Here is a 15,383-nt window from a genome sequence, read left to right as displayed (position 1 = left end):
TTTGATAAGCTGTTCTTATGTTTTCATCTTTAAAAAGAGATTTCGGCCCGTCAACAACGATAATTTTCTTAATAACTATTTGTGTTTATGTATTGCAAGTTATCCTTGATTATCTATTACACTTTGCCCAAGGACAGATCAATCCTTTTATTCTGTTAAACAGTTTTTTTAATGGTCCTTCGATACAATCTTTGATTTTAAGCGGTGCCCAGGTCAAGGCATTGGTTTTTGGCGGTCAATGGTTTAGGCTGATAATTCCGATTTTTCTGCATGCCTCTTTGATGCACATATTTTCAAACATGCTGGCGCTTATAATCGTTGGTCCATATGTAGAAAATCTTTTTGGAAGCATTAAATTTTTAATTATTTACTTTGTGTCCGGAATATGGGGTAATTTATTTGCTTTGATTTTCGACCCCAATTCAACGACGATTTCCGTTGGCGCTTCGGGGGCTATTTTTGGACTTTTTGGTGCTATGATATCAGTTGCTTGGTATAACCGGAATAATTATATTTTCCGTCGCCAGCTATTTATTTTTGTAGCTTTAGCAGTCTTCAACTTGGTCGGCAATTTGGGCGATCCTAGCGTTGATATATGGGCACATATTGGCGGATTGATATCCGGTGCACTTTCTTCGCTGATTATTGATTTTCCAAGTACTCAATACGGTAAAATTAAGATTGTTGTGAAGGTCATTGCTATTTTGATTATGATCATTCCGCTCTATATTGTTATTCATCAAGTTATCAGTTGAGCAGCGTTTTTATTTTTGAAAGCGCTTGTGTTTATTTTTAAAAAAAATTAATCTATTAATGTTGAGGTAGAAATGGTTAAGGATAAACTAATCGGTGTCGATTTAGGCGGCACCACTATTAAATTTGCAATTTTAACAGCTGAAGGAGATATCCAAGAAAAATGGGCGATCAGAACTAATATTTTAGATGATGGTTCGCATATCGTTCCGGATATCATTAATTCTATAAATCGTCGGATCGAGCTTTTAAAGCTTGATCGCGAACGAATAATCGGCATCGGAATGGGTACTCCGGGAACTGTTGATAGAAAAAACGGCACCGTCCAGGCGGCCTTTAATTTAAATTGGCGTGGTGTTCAACACGTAAGAGACGAGATTCAAAAGGGTACTAATCTTCCTTTCACGATGGACAACGATGCTAATTCCGCTGCTATCGGCGAACAGTGGAAGGGAGCCGGCGAAAACAATCCCAATGTAACTTTTGTAACTCTGGGTACCGGTGTTGGCGGCGGCATAATTGCTAATGGCCAGCTGATACGCGGAGTTTATGGTGCAGGTGGCGAGTTTGGCCATGTGGTCGTTGAACCTGGCGGATACCTTTGTACTTGTGGCAATAGAGGCTGTCTCGAGCAGTATTGTTCAGCTACCGGAGTTGTTCATTTAGCGCATGATTTTGCGGATGAATATGAAGGTCCGTCAAGGCTTAAGTCAATGTTAGACAACGGTGAAGATGTTACTTCTAAGACTGTTTTCGATTTAGCAAAAGAAGGGGATTTCCTAGCTAATGAGGTAGTTAACAAAATGGCTTATTATTTAGGTTATGCAATTGCTTCTTTATCAAACATTCTTAATCCGGCTTATGTCGTTATAGGCGGCGGAGTTTCTGCTGCGGGTGATTTTCTGTTGAGCAAGGTTCGTGAAAATTGGGAAGATTGGGCTTTTGAACCAGTTAGAAAATCTACCAGACTGCGGCTTGCGCAGCTCGGTAATGATGCCGGTGTGATCGGAGCAGCAAGTTTGGCGAGAGATTTCTTATAAATTTTCTATTTGACCTTTTAATTCGTCAATATATTTGTTAAAATATTTTAGTCGGTTTGTTTAGCAAAGCTATTCAGACCTCTAATAGGGATATCGTATAATGGTAGTACAACGGTCTCCAAAACCGTTAATGGGGGTTCGATTCCCTCTATCCCTGCCATGGCGGTACTGGTGAAGTTGGTTAACACACCGGTTTGTGGTACCGGCACGCGTGGGTTCGAGTCCCACGTACCGCCCTTGCAGGATTTATTTTTATCGATCTTGCTTATTCTTTATTAACGATGCCGTTGTGGCGGAATTGGCAGACGCGCTGGACTCAAAATCCAGTGGTGGCAACACCGTGTGGGTTCGACTCCCACCGACGGCATTTCAAGCGTTATATCAGAAACATTGATATAACGCTTTTTCTTTGCTTAAATGTTGATATGACGGCGTTTCTGTACTTCACATATCGTCAAGAGACCCATACAGACCAATGAAAAATGCACAATTTACTGCACAATGCACAATTATTGCACAACGAAATTCATCAAATCGGTCACTTTATCTTCTTCATTTTCTCTAAGTGTTTGAAGCAGATGTGAATAGACTTTTTCGGTGATAGCTAAATTAGCATGTCTCAAGCGCTCTGACATGTATTGAATAGAAAACCCCGGGATAATAAATATTAGCTGGCAAGCTTTTTTTGTGTGATAATGAAAAATAGCTAAAAGGGGAGGTGATAGTGATGATTAGAACATTCAATAGGATTAATCGAAAAATTATTTTGTTAAATAATCTAGTATCAAAGAGGATATATTCCGTTGAAAAAATTAAGAAAAGCACTATCGACCGAACTCACTCAAATTTATCTAATGGGCTATGATGCATGGGGTAAATCTGATTCAATCACTGTTTACCTGCAAGAATGTCGACTTTCTACTAAATATCAACGTGGGACTTGGTGGGTCCTTGAAGAAAAAGGTCAATTGCTGAGCTCACTAATTATTTATGATTTGTCTGATCATGTATTGGGAATTGGATCGGTCTCGACTTATCCAGCTCGTCGGCATAAGGGTTATGCAACGACTATGCTAATAAAATTCATGACCCGCTACTCGGACTGCAGTTTCTTTTTATTCAGTGATATTGACCCATCTTTCTATAGTCGGTTAGGATTTCAGGCCGTCAGTAAAGAAAACCAACCTTATTCGGATACAACTTTGATGTATTATCCCAAGGATTTTCGACCAGAAAGGGACCAGTTACCAACTTACTTTTAAATTTACAAATAGTTATCAAAGCACCCCGGATTAATTTCTGAGGTGTTTTTTATTTTCATAGAAATTTTTTGTCATAACATAATATGTATCTAGTTTTAATGGAAATATTTTTTAGTTACAAGATGAAGCATTTTTTGCCTTTTGTCCTTATCAAGAAAGTTTCTTTCAGTTATAAATATAAAAAAGCGTCTCCTTAAAGGCGCTTATAAAGTTTGTGTTTAAAATATTTTTTCCATCGAAAAAGTTATTTTATGAGTTTTTATTATTATTTGAACTATTTGATTTTGAAAATTGTCTTGTTTCAAGATCGTAGATCAATTGAACGATTTCGTTGGAAAAAATACTTTCAGGCAAACCTTGATTCTTTAAAAAATCAAGCATTCGTTTTACTCCTTCCATGACAATGTTAACGCAAACACTTTTATTTTTTATATTTTTCTTAAAAAATCAATGCGAACATATGTTTTTTATTGTATATTAATTAAGGTTAGATTTTATTTATCAGCTATTCACAATTATTTGTGGATCGACAAATATGATAAACAAAAAACTAACTAAAATTTTGAATACTAAATTAATATTTTGAATTTGAAAGGTTTTTATGAATTTTATTGATAAAAAATTAGAAGATTTTAAAGTTAATGCTTATCAGCAAGGAAAAGTAAGAGAAATTTCAACAAAAGATGTTTTAGGAAAATGGTCAGTATTTTTCTTTTATCCAGCAGATTTTTCTTTTGTTTGCCCGACTGAATTAGGCGATTTGCAAGATAATTATGATGATTTTAAAAAAGCTAATGCTGAAATATATTCCGTTTCAGAAGACAGCGAATTCGTTCATAAAGCATGGGCAGAGGCTACTGATACCATTGGAAAAATCCAATATCCGATGTTGGCAGATCCAGCCGGCAAATTAGCCAGATTTTTTGATGTTTTAGATGAAGAAGCAGGGCAGGCTTTTCGCGGTGTATTTATAGTAGACCCTGAAGGTTCCATCAAATCTTATACGATAAACGATATGGGTATCGGCAGAAACGCTGAAGAAATATTGAGAACGCTTCAAGCTGCGCAATTTGTTGCTGAACACGGGGATAAGGTTTGCCCGGCTCATTGGCATCCAGGTGATGATACGATCACTCCAAGCTTGGATCTAGTAGGAAAGATTTAAGCAAGGGAAAGTTATGGATGAAAAACATGTATACGATACGATAATCATCGGTGCTGGTCCAGCAGGGTTGACTGCAGGTATTTATGCTGGCCGTGCTGCAATGGATACTTTGATAATTGAAAAAGATCAAATAGGCGGTCAGGTCACTACAACGTCTGTTGTTTGGAATTATCCTGCAGTTAAAGATGTTGACGGAACGAAATTAGTAAATCTAATGCAGGAACAAGTCAACGAATTTGGCGTAAAGATCATTAAAGACGATGTTGTTTCATTTGATTTAACTGGTGATGTTAAAAAAATATCCGGTAAAAAAGATTATTTTGCCCGCAGTATCATATTTGCTACTGGTGCAAATCCTAAAAAAGCAGGTTTTGAAGGCGAGGATCGTTTTCGCGGGCACGGAGTTGCTTATTGCTCAACTTGCGATGGCGAGTTATTTAGCGGACTAGATGTTTTCGTTATTGGCGGAGGCTATTCTGCAGCTGAAGAAGCTGATTATTTAACTAAATTTGCCCGCCATGTGACCGTTATAGTCCGCGGCAATAAGTTTACTTGCGCCAGCTTGACCGCTGCTAAGGCAATAGACAATCCGAAGGTAACCATTGTTTATGACACTGTTTTAAGGAGAGTATCAGGCAGTACTTATTTGGATCAGGCCGAATTCTTTAATAAAAAGAGTGGACAGACAAGGGTGTATAACTTGAAGGAAGGCGATGAAACCTTCGGTGTATTTGTTTTTGTCGGTACTAAACCAAACAGCGATCATATCAAAGATTTTTTAAATACCGATGAGCAAGGTTATGTAATTACTGATAATGAAATGCAAACCAATTTACGAGGTATTTTTGCTGCCGGAGATTTAGTAGCTAAACCGCTTAAACAAATCGTAACAGCCACTTCGGATGGTGCGGCAGCTGCTAGTGCTGCTGAAGAGTATGTAGCTTCGGAAAAAAGACGTTTAAATATCCCTATCAAACCTGTTCAAAAAAAGATTTTTAAACAAACTCCTTCTCAACAAACACCAATCGATGATGAACAGCGTAGTTTGGTCAAAACTCATGAAGGTCAATGGTTCGCTGGTGAATTAAGAAAACAGTTAACCTCTATTTTTTCAAAAATTAATAAAAAGATCACTTTACTTGTTTTGGATGACGCTAGCAGTAAAGGAGAAGAACTGAAAAGTTTCGTTTCAGAACTTTCTAATTTAGATGATCATTTAAATTACGAGGTAAAAAGAGCTCGTGATGATGAGGGATTGCTGCCGGCGCTAGAACTGCTTGATGAAAATCATAAACAAACAGGGATCAGGTTCAGCGGCATTCCAACAGGTCATGAACTTAATTCCTTAGTTTTAGCTATTTATAATTTAGCTGGTCCTGGACAATCTATAGATGGGGAACTGATCGAAAGGATCAAGAAGCTGCCTGGCATGCATTTACAGATCGGCGTCTCATTGACTTGTCATTTTTGTCCGGATGTTGTTGCAGCAAGTCAAAAAATAGCCTCGATCAATCCGGACATTAGTGCTGAAATGATTGATCTTCAGCTGTTTCCTAAATTGCGTAAAGCAAAGAAAATAATGAGTGTGCCCGCTTTTATGATCAATGATGGTGAAGTTACTTTTGGCAGCCAGACCCTTGACCAGATCGTTGGATTATGCGAGCGGCAAACAGAAAAAGTTTAAATTCAATTAATCTTAATTTAAACAAAAAACCTATCTTTCACGATAGGTTTTTATATAAATGATTAAAACTTGAATTTACAAGCTTACAAAAGCAAGGTTCTTAACATTGTAGAAGATGTTTTTTCCATCGAAAGTCTGGGCATTTATGAACTTTTCAGAATTTAAGTCTGTTAATTCAAATTTTGAAATTTTCTCAGCTTTTCCGTTGGAAAAAGTAACTTCGACACTGCCTTGCTTATCAATTAAATCTTTCATTAATCCGAGCAAATGATTCACCTCCTTCCTGTGGCTTGATTGGTTGGATTTACGAATTGCTTCTGGTGAAACAGTCTTGTTAACGGACTACGACTATTTTAGCAAAAAGAAGTAATCAAAGGGAATTTATTTAAGCAAATTAAAATTAAATTGTAAAATATAATCGGAATCATTGATTTCTTGGACTATGTTTTTTAGGGTTCTAGAAAGGAAAAAAATATGACTAAAAAAATTTATAAAGATTATTTTTTTGATGAAAAAGCCTTTAACACCCATGATGGTGGTTATGTTCCCTTGGAAAGATCTAATAAAGAGGAGAAACCACTGGCGATCCCTCCGTTATTAAAAGCAGATAAAGTGAACGGCAATGATATTTATTACACTGTTGAGGCACAGGAAGGAGAAAGTCAGTTCCTCGATGGACATAAAACCAAAACTTGGGGATATAATGCTCCTTTTTTGGGGCAAACGATAGTCTTTGAGAAAGGACAGCACGTCCATATTAATTTAAAAAATTCGCTGCCGGAATTAACAACATTTCATTGGCACGGTTTGAATGTACCCGGTCCGATCACAGATGGCGGCTGCCATGCTCCTGTTTACCCCGGAGAAGTTAAAAAAATAGATTTCACTGTAGACCAGCCGGCCGCAACTCTTTGGCTGCATGCTCATCCCTGTCCTTCAACAGCAGAACAAGTTTGGAAGGGGCTTGCTGCTTTTGTTTTAATAAAGGACGCAAAGGAATTAAAATTACCGTTTCCGCGAAAATATGGGATAAATGATATCCCGCTCGTTTTGCAAGATCGTCGTTTCCATGAAAATAATCAGTTTGATTATTTAAAAGATTATGATCCAGACGGAGTTCAAGGTCCAACTGCAGTTATCAACGGAACTGTTAATCCATATTTCGATGTCAGAAGTCAAAAGATTCGTTTGAGGATTTTAGATGGTGCCAATAGAAGAGAATGGCGTCTTCATTTTTCTGATGATTTGCCATTTGTCCAAATAGCTTCTGATGGCGGAATTTTACCGGAACCGGTCGGCTTTACTCACTTGATGCTGACGTGTGCCGAAAGAGCCGAAGTGATCGTTGATTTTGGAAAGTATAAAGAAGGGGACAAAGTCGTGCTTTACTCAGACGATATACCTTTGATAACTTTCCGTATTCATGCTTTTGAAAAAGATGATACAGTTTTGCCGGATCATCTTGTTGATATTCCTGAAATGAAAACCGATAAAAATACTCCGGTCAGAAAAGTTGTCATGTCAGGAATGGATGAAGAAGTTATGATAGATGACAAAAAATTCGATATGCAGCGAATTGATTCTCGTCAGCAAGTCGGCAAGGTCGAATACTGGGACATTACAAATACAAATAAAATGGAAGGCGGCATGATTCATCCATATCATATGCATGGTGTCCAATTTGAAGTCGTGTCAAGGAATGGGCACGAGCCGTATCCTAACGAACATGGTTTAAAAGACACTATTGGTGTTAATCCTGGTGAGACTGTTAGGTTGAAAGTTCGTTTTGAAAAGGCCGGTGTATTTATGTATCATTGCCATATTATTGAACATGAAGACGGTGGAATGATGGCACAAATAGAAGCATACGATCCCGACCATCCAAAAACCTATCATTTGATGGATATGGATACACTTACTAAGGCTTTCGCGAAAGAACGCGGAGTAAAGCCTGAAGACCTGCATCTATCGGGTATGGAGTCCTATGAAAAAATGGGTATGAAAATGTAATTTATGTTAAAGAAAGGTTTTCATGAAGATTTTAGGGATATTAGCCTCACATGATAATAGCGGTATAACGGCACAAATGTTAGCAAACGTGTTGCGGCCTGCTAACGGTAAATGTGATTCAGAAACTATTTATCTGGATGATTATCAAATAAAACCCGATTTGCCTGGTAAAAGTAACCCGACCTTAGATCTGCTTGAAAAAAAACTTTCAGAAAGTGATGTTTGGGTCCTTGCTGTACCGACTTATTGGAAGGATATCAGCGGAACCATGAAAAATTTTTTCGATTGTATCAGATCGCGGATCGTACGCTTTGATCATACTGGTCAGATGCACCCATCGATTTTTCAAAATAAACATTATGTGAGCTTAACTTGTTGTTTCACATCTTCTTTTGAAAATTTATTCAGCGGAATAACCGATCAAACTTTTAAAGAAATAGACCTTGTTATGTCGGCTGCCGGTTTGATAAAGGTGGATGAATTGGTTACTTGCGGAACTTTTAATATGAAAAAGCTTCCGGAAAACAAAAGACAACAGTGCGTGAAGATTGGTGAAAAAATTGTTAAAAAAACAAGGAGAGATGATCAAACCTTGAAAAGATATTTTGAATTATTTTCTGTTGTTGCAATTATGTCCTTGATTACTATGCTGATCCAAAGAGCCATAGCTGTATTTTGGCTTGATTCGGGATATAATTTTTGGTTTAACTACATTTCTTTTGTCTTAATATTTTTTATCTTATTGGCTTCGATACTCCATTTTCTGACTTTTGTTAAACATCGTCGTCATTAAAACGGTTTAATTTTTAAGGGAGTGTTTTATAGGTCTTGAATAAAATAAAAATACAGAGAATTTATAAAAAACCAATAAATTTGAACGGATACAGGATCTTGGTAGATAGGCTTTGGCCAAGAGGCGTTTCCAAAGAAAAAGCCCAGCTTGATGTTTGGTTTAAAGATATAGCACCAACTACAGAATTAAGAAAATGGTATTCGCATGATCCAAAAAAATTTGAAGAGTTTAAAAACAGGTATTTAAATGAACTCAAGAAAAATCAACGAACGAAAATTTTTTTAGATTTAGTATCTAAGGAATTATTAAAAAAAGATGTTATTCTTCTTTTTGCTGCCAAGGATGAAAAATATAATCAAGCGATCGTATTGAAAAATTTTTGTCAGGAAAATATCGAATTGTAATTTTTTCAGCTGTATTTTCAGCTGTTTTTTTGTTAGGGTAAAACTATCTAAATTAGTTTTAAGGAGTTTCATGATTAAAAAAACTGTGGTTGGTTCCTTGGTTGCTCTAGGAATAGTGTACGGTGATATCGGCACATCTCCACTGTATGTTATGAATGCGATCGTTCAAGACGGTGGCGGTATCAAACATTTAACGGATGATTATCTTCTTGGTTCTTTGTCTTTGATTTTTTGGACCTTGTTTTTGATTACGACTGTTAAGTATCTATTTATAGCGATGCAAGCCGATAATAATAAAGAGGGCGGCATTTTTTCATTATTTACACTTGTTAGAAAACAGGCAAAATGGTTGATCATACCGGCGCTGATCGGTGGTGCGTCTTTGCTGGCTGATGGAACTTTAACACCGGCCGTAACAGTAACTTCTGCTATTGAAGGATTAAAAGGTCAAAAGATAGGCCCGCTTGTCTTCGGCAGATCAACTGGCCAAGTAGTTTTGATCGTCTCGATTATTTTACTGATTATTTTTTTGTTTCAAAGAATGGGAACATCTATTATCGGAAAATCTTTTGGACCATTGATGTTTATATGGTTTGCTTTTATCGGATTTTTTGGTTTTGTAAATTTGCTTGGCCATCTTGAGATTCTAAAAGCCTTATCGCCACTATATGCTATTAATGTACTGTTTGCGCCCGATAATAAAGTTGGATTTTTTCTTTTGGGGAGTATATTTTTAGCAACGACTGGAGCTGAAGCTCTTTATTCAGACATGGGGCACGTTGGCAAGGCAAATATCTACCGGACCTGGCCTTTCGTTTTTCTTTGTTTGATGCTTAGTTATTTTGGTCAAGCTGCTTGGTTACTAGAAAATAGGAATTCGGCTGTTTCTCAAACCAGCAATCCTTTTTACAGCATAATTCCAGAAAATTTTCGTACTTTTGCTATTCTGATCGCGACCATTGCCGCTATTATTGCATCTCAGGCGCTGATCACAGGTTCTTTTACTCTTGTCAGCGAAGCGATAGGATTAAAATTACTACCGCGTTTAAAAATCAGATATCCAGGCCGGATAAAAAATCAATCTTATATTGCAACGGTCAATTGGCTGCTATTTGCAACAACTTTGGCCGTGGTTATTTTTTTCCAAAGTTCACGCCATATGGAGGCAGCTTATGGTTTGGCAATAACGATCACTATGCTTATGACTACGTTATTGCTGCAGCATTTCATAGTTATCAAAGGGCACAAGATATTATCCTGGATTTTTGTTATTTTTTATATGTTCATTGAAGGCTGTTTCCTGATCGCCAGTCTTGTTAAATTTATTCATGGCGGATATATTACACTGCTGATAACTATTTGCATACTGATGATCATGGTTTTTTGGTTCTTTGGAAATCGAATAAAACGTCATTATACTGATCAAAGTCAATATTTATCGATCAAGGAATTTGCACCGATGCTGAAAAGACTAAGTGAAGATGACAACTTGCCGATCTATGCTGATAATTTGATCTATATGAATCGTATTAAAGAAGACTATATGATCAAAAGGCAGGTCCTTTATTCTATTTTCGATAAGCGGCCTAAACGTGCACGTGTATATTGGTTCATAACCGTTAATCAGACAGACGTCCCTTATGAATCAAATTATACTGTTGACATGCTTGGTACCAGAAATATTGTTGATGTGCAACTTTATTTGGGTTTTAAAAAACCTCAAGCTATCAATATTTATTTAAGGCAGATCATTACCGATCTAATAAATGATGGTGTTATCGATCAACAAAAGCCGAAATATTCAACGATGTCAGATCGCAAGGTCGGTGATTTTAAATTTGTCTTTTTAAATCAGCAGCAGCAAGATTTGAACTACAATTCAGGCATTAAAGCATTTGACAGGTTTATGATATCAGGCCGACTGCTCCTTCAAAATATCACACAGTCACAGGCGAGCTGGTACGGATTAGAGTTCAGCGAATATGTAGAAGAAACTGTGCCTTTATTTGTCGCGGAAAGAAAAGATAATTATTTGGTTCAAAAAAAGATCTATAACAGTAAATGATTTTTATCTTCAATTAATTTATCAGTGTCCTCCTTTATGTATAATTAATTATAGCTATTAACTCAATTTTTACAAAAGGGAGGACAGATGAGTGAATACGCAATCCGCCTGAGCGATGTAATAGAAAAATTTTCGAGTTCCATAAAAACGGGGCTTACTTCTTTAGAGGCTGACCAAAGGAAAAGTGAATATGGTTTGAATGTGATTGAAAAAGAAAAGAAAGCTTCTGCTTTTAAAATATTTATTCAGTCACTTTCAGAACCGATCACACTTATTCTTTGGGCAGCCGTTTTTTTAACTTTTTTGAGTTCGGCCTATGATTTTTTTGGTCGCAGTGATTTGGGCCATGCATTATCATCGGTTTATGAAGCCATTGCTATAACGATAATAATTTTTGTTAATGCAGGTCTTAATTTTTTTCAAAAAATGAAAGCCCGCAAATCTTTAGACGCTCTAAGAAAAATATCAGATCGGCAAGTTCAAGTTATAAGAGATGGCAAGCGGAGAAGGATATCGGCTTTGTATCTCGTTCCAGGCGATATCGTTGAAGCTAAGATGGGAGATTTTATTGAGGCCGACATACGCTGGCTGCAAACAAGCGAACTGCAGGTAGTTGAATCTCATTTGACCGGTGAATCTACACCCATTTTAAAAAACAATCGTAAATTAGCTAAAGATACTCAATTAGCTGAAAGAAAGAATATGGGTTTTTCTGGGTCAACGGTCGTTAATGGAACGGGTATCGGCATAGTCGTTGCAACTGGACCGAACACAGAGATCGGGAAAATAGCCGGTTTGCTACAGAAACAAGATTTTAAACAGACCCCGATCGAAAAAAGTATTCATCAGTTAACTAAAAAAATTATGTTGATGGCCGCTTTTGTGGTAGGATTTTCATTTATTTATGATCTATTTAAGCAATATTTTAATGAAGGTTCGATCACTGTTAATGGTGTTTTCGAAAATATTTCTTCAGCTATAGCCCTATCAGTAGGAGCTATACCCGATGCTTTACCTGTTGTTTTATCTATCGTATTAACGATAGGGGCTCGTATCATGGCCAAAAACAAGGGTCTGGTAAAATCGCTAGCAAGCGTTGAAACGTTAGGTTCTACGAATTTTATTGCTTCTGATAAAACGGGAACGCTTACGAAAAATGAAATGACTGTTACAAATTTCTTTATAAATGGAGCCAGCGATAAAATCAATAAAATCGACCGTCAGTTTTTTGATATCAATGACCCTTATCAAGCTTTCTTTATTTCTTCAGTTTTGAATAACGAAATCGAGTTATCAAAAGAAAACGTTAACTCAAAGATCGGTAATCCTACTGATATTGCCTTAGCTGATTTTTCGCTTCGATCGGGTTTTTCGAAAAAAAATCTTTTAGATAAACACGATTTTAAAATAATTAAAGTTTTTCCTTTTGATAGCAAAAGGAAAATGATGAGCACGATAATCCAAGTCGAAGATAAGTATTACCTGCTTGCCAAGGGTGCTCCGGACATTCTTGCCAAAAAAGCGAATGATATTTTTGTTCAAGGGAAAAAAGTTGATTTTACAGTTTTTAAGAACGATTTTGATAGATTAGTTTCTGGTTATGCCAAACAAGCCCTTAGAACTATCGCGATCGCGATCAGTGAGATAACTGGTCAGGAAGCTGTCAAAGCAGACCAGCTGCAATTGGAAAATAAGCTGACTTTGCTTGGCTTGGTGGGTATCATAGATCCGCCGAGAGAAGAAGTCAGAAAATCAATTGCGACACTTAAAAGAGCATCAGTTAAAGTTGTCATGATAACTGGTGATCATGCTGATACTGCCAAAGCCATTGCGAAAAATTTAGGCATCATCGATGACGATTCAAAAACGGTCGTTACAGGAAAAGAAATTGAAAGTATGTCTGACCAGCAGCTTAAAGATATCGTTTTAGATAAGCGCGTCTATGCTCGAGTTTCGCCTGATCATAAGCAAAGGATCGTTAAAGCATTGCAAGCACATTCTCAAATAGTCGCAATGACCGGGGATGGTGTCAACGATGCGCCGGCCTTGAGAAGTGCCGATATCGGTATCTCAATGGGAATAAATGGTACTGAGGTAACTAAAGACTCGGCTGACTTGATTTTACTTGATGATAAATTTACCACCATTGAAAAATCAGTTGAATCCGGACGAATGATTTTTGCTAATATTAGAAATTTTATTCGACAGGAGCTTACTACCAACGTTGCCGAAGTCATGTCTATATTATTGGGTACATTTTTGATAACATCCCCGATCGGAAATATTTCAGAACTAACGCCTACTTTAACGACCCTCATGATCCTTTGGGTGAACATGATCAGCGATTCATTACCTTCTTTTGCTTTAGGATATGATAAGGCTCAAGGTGACCTTATGAACGAAAAGCCAAGAAAGATCGACGCACCTATTTTATCTAAAAATTTGCTTTTCAGAGTTTTCGTCCGCGGATCTATAATGGCTGTAACAGTTTTCGCAGCCTATATTTGGGCGGCCGCCAGCGGAATGTCGGCCTCTCAAGCTCAAACGATCGCTTTTTTAACCTTAGTTTTCGGTCAATTGTGGCATGTGTTTGATGCAAGAAGCAATTCAACTTTATTCAGAAGAAACCCATTTAGCAATCCTTTACTGATAGCAACGGTGCTTTTCGCAGCTCTTAGTTCGATTTTCGTTACGATTTCACCTTTTTTCAATCAATTCATGGGCACAAGTCCGCTAAGTTTTTCTATTTATTTAGCAGTCGCTTTTCTGCCGGCTTTGCCAACCTTCGCCTTGTCGATCATTAAAGAAATATTATTATCTAAAAAAATCAAAATCGATTTTATTTGATGATTTTACAGGTAAAAAGTAACCACGGGCATTTTTCTTGTTTTTGTTTTATTATTAAACTTGTTTGTTTTTCTTTTTTTGAAAGATGATTAAGAAAGAAGGTTTAAATATGGTGCTAGAAAAACAGGTTTATAGTAAATTGTTTGCACATGCATTCGATATTCCCATTTCAGTAAAGTATTGGGACGGAAAAGTTGAAAATTATGGTCAAGGCGAACCGGAAGTAAAAGTAGAAATAAAAAAATCTATTCCACTAACACAGTTAGTTGATCAGCCGACTTTGGTCTTGGGCGAAGCCTATATGAATGGTGAAATAGAGATAGACGGCAGTATTCAGAAACTTGTTGCCTCAGCATACCGTAATAGCGGCAGTTTTTTGACAAAAAATTCTTTTTTGAAGCACTTGCCAAAAATGTCTCACAGTGAAAAAGAAAGTAAAAAAGATGTTCAGAGCCACTATGATATTGGTAATGACTTCTACAAGTTGTGGCTTGATAAAAGTATGACATATTCTTGTGCTTATTTCCGCACGCCTGCTGATAGTTTGGAACAAGCACAGATGAATAAAATAGAGCATATTCTTTATAAACTGCAGCCGAAGTCGGGACAAACTCTTTTAGACATTGGAAGCGGTTGGGGAAGTCTTCTTATTGTCGCTGCTGAAAAATTTGGTTTAAAGGCCACTGGTATCACTTTAAGCCAAGAGCAGTATGATTATACTCAAAATTTGATAAAAGAACACCATCTTGAAGACCAAGTAAAAGTTCTTTTACAAGATTATCGTGAAGTAAAGGGACAATATGATCTGGTCACTTCGGTCGGTATGTTCGAACATGTTGGTAAGGAGAATTTGGAGACCTACTTTAAAGAAGTCCATGAGTTTTTGAAACCTGAAGGCAGGGCTCTGATCCACGGGATCACTGGTCAGCACCGAGGTGCCGGCGTTGATCCTTTTATCATCAAATATATTTTCCCCGGCGGATATATTCCTAATCTTGAGGAAAATGTTGGCCATATAATCGATGCCGGTCTTCAAATAACAGATATCGAACCTTTGCGCAGGCATTACCAGCGCACTCTGGAGATTTGGAACGAAAATTATATGAAAGTTTTTGATCAAGCTGCGGATAAATACGGTTTGCCGTTTGCACGAATGTGGACTCTTTATCTACAAGCTTGTGCTGCATCGTTTGAGGCTGGAAATATTGATGTTGTTCAATATCTTTTGACAAAGGCTCCAAGCGGTACTGGTTTGCCTATGACTAGAGATTATCTTTACCAGGCCGAAAATTCTAATAATTGATTTTAAAACCGCTCAAGCGGTTTTTATTTTTAGTAAAATTATTCGTTCATATATGCG

14 protein-coding genes and 3 tRNA genes are annotated in these 15,383 nt (G+C 37.1%); 14 read left to right on the top strand and 3 right to left on the bottom strand.

The window, feature by feature from the left end:
• Positions 1-17 precede the first annotated feature (17 nt).
• From ACKP2L_RS04755 to ACKP2L_RS04735, 5 genes are all read left to right on the top strand, one after another.
• Complete coding sequence (locus tag ACKP2L_RS04755; RefSeq protein ID WP_439424724.1) at positions 18-755, top strand: rhomboid family intramembrane serine protease; 738 nt, start codon at positions 18-20, stop codon at positions 753-755.
• A 72-nt stretch (positions 756-827) separates the two neighbouring features.
• Entirely contained in the window at positions 828-1,793 is a 966-nt protein-coding gene (locus ACKP2L_RS04750; protein WP_439424723.1) for an ROK family glucokinase, read from the top strand.
• An 86-nt stretch (positions 1,794-1,879) separates the two neighbouring features.
• Positions 1,880-1,953 (top strand) — tRNA-Trp (locus ACKP2L_RS04745).
• A 2-nt stretch (positions 1,954-1,955) separates the two neighbouring features.
• Positions 1,956-2,029 (top strand) — tRNA-His (locus ACKP2L_RS04740).
• Between the two features lie 47 nt (positions 2,030-2,076).
• Positions 2,077-2,160, top strand: a tRNA-Leu gene (locus ACKP2L_RS04735).
• Positions 2,161-2,302: 142 nt separating this feature from the next.
• On the opposite strand, the gene ACKP2L_RS04730 is transcribed toward ACKP2L_RS04735, so the two are convergent.
• Positions 2,303-2,428, bottom strand: a complete 126-nt coding sequence (locus tag ACKP2L_RS04730) for a hypothetical protein (protein WP_439424722.1) — start codon at positions 2,426-2,428, stop codon at positions 2,303-2,305.
• Positions 2,429-2,596: 168 nt separating this feature from the next.
• On the opposite strand from ACKP2L_RS04730, the gene ACKP2L_RS04725 reads away from it, so the two are divergent.
• Positions 2,597-3,055, top strand: coding sequence for a GNAT family N-acetyltransferase (locus ACKP2L_RS04725; protein WP_439424721.1), 459 nt, complete (start codon positions 2,597-2,599; stop codon positions 3,053-3,055).
• Between the two features lie 249 nt (positions 3,056-3,304).
• Here ACKP2L_RS04725 and ACKP2L_RS04720 read toward each other — a convergent pair whose 3' ends face one another.
• Positions 3,305-3,436 carry a hypothetical protein gene (locus ACKP2L_RS04720; protein WP_439424720.1) on the bottom strand — a complete coding sequence of 44 codons (132 nt, stop codon included), beginning with the start codon at positions 3,434-3,436 and terminating at the stop codon, positions 3,305-3,307.
• 220 nt (positions 3,437-3,656) lie between these two features.
• Here ACKP2L_RS04720 and ahpC point away from each other — a divergent pair, with 220 nt between their 5' ends.
• Both ahpC and ACKP2L_RS04710 read left to right on the top strand, forming a co-directional pair.
• The gene (gene ahpC, locus ACKP2L_RS04715; protein WP_439424719.1) at positions 3,657-4,220 is read left to right on the top strand and encodes an alkyl hydroperoxide reductase subunit C; all 564 of its coding nucleotides are present in this window, start codon (positions 3,657-3,659) and stop codon (positions 4,218-4,220) included.
• A 13-nt stretch (positions 4,221-4,233) separates the two neighbouring features.
• Positions 4,234-5,904 (top strand): FAD-dependent oxidoreductase, encoded by a 1,671-nt coding sequence (locus ACKP2L_RS04710; RefSeq protein WP_439424718.1) that lies wholly within the window; start codon positions 4,234-4,236, stop codon positions 5,902-5,904.
• Positions 5,905-5,979: 75 nt separating this feature from the next.
• On the opposite strand, the gene ACKP2L_RS04705 is transcribed toward ACKP2L_RS04710, so the two are convergent.
• A complete protein-coding gene (locus ACKP2L_RS04705; RefSeq protein ID WP_439424717.1) occupies positions 5,980-6,159 on the bottom strand; it encodes a hypothetical protein in 180 nt (59 codons plus the stop codon).
• A gap of 219 nt (positions 6,160-6,378) precedes the next feature.
• Between ACKP2L_RS04705 and ACKP2L_RS04700 the strand changes: the two genes are divergently transcribed.
• The 6 genes from ACKP2L_RS04700 to ACKP2L_RS04675 all read left to right on the top strand — a co-directional run bounded on the left by ACKP2L_RS04700 (position 6,379) and on the right by ACKP2L_RS04675 (position 15,326).
• Positions 6,379-7,914, top strand: a complete 1,536-nt coding sequence (locus tag ACKP2L_RS04700) for a multicopper oxidase family protein (RefSeq protein WP_439424716.1) — start codon at positions 6,379-6,381, stop codon at positions 7,912-7,914.
• Positions 7,915-7,936: 22 nt separating this feature from the next.
• Entirely contained in the window at positions 7,937-8,707 is a 771-nt protein-coding gene (locus tag ACKP2L_RS04695) for a flavodoxin family protein (RefSeq protein ID WP_439424715.1), read from the top strand.
• 35 nt (positions 8,708-8,742) lie between these two features.
• Complete coding sequence (locus ACKP2L_RS04690) at positions 8,743-9,111, top strand: DUF488 domain-containing protein (RefSeq protein ID WP_439424714.1); 369 nt, start codon at positions 8,743-8,745, stop codon at positions 9,109-9,111.
• Between the two features lie 70 nt (positions 9,112-9,181).
• Positions 9,182-11,176, top strand: a complete 1,995-nt coding sequence (locus tag ACKP2L_RS04685) for a KUP/HAK/KT family potassium transporter (protein ID WP_439424713.1) — start codon at positions 9,182-9,184, stop codon at positions 11,174-11,176.
• An 87-nt stretch (positions 11,177-11,263) separates the two neighbouring features.
• Positions 11,264-14,023: a cation-translocating P-type ATPase gene (locus ACKP2L_RS04680; RefSeq protein ID WP_439424712.1), complete on the top strand. Its 2,760-nt coding sequence runs from the start codon at positions 11,264-11,266 to the stop codon at positions 14,021-14,023.
• 112 nt (positions 14,024-14,135) lie between these two features.
• Positions 14,136-15,326, top strand: a complete 1,191-nt coding sequence (locus ACKP2L_RS04675) for a class I SAM-dependent methyltransferase (RefSeq protein ID WP_439426204.1) — start codon at positions 14,136-14,138, stop codon at positions 15,324-15,326.
• Positions 15,327-15,383 lie beyond the last annotated feature (57 nt).

This window comes from Oenococcus alcoholitolerans (assembly GCF_051852995.1).
GTDB lineage: Bacteria > Bacillota > Bacilli > Lactobacillales > Lactobacillaceae > Oenococcus > Oenococcus alcoholitolerans.
This window is presented reverse-complemented; position numbering and strand designations above follow the sequence as displayed.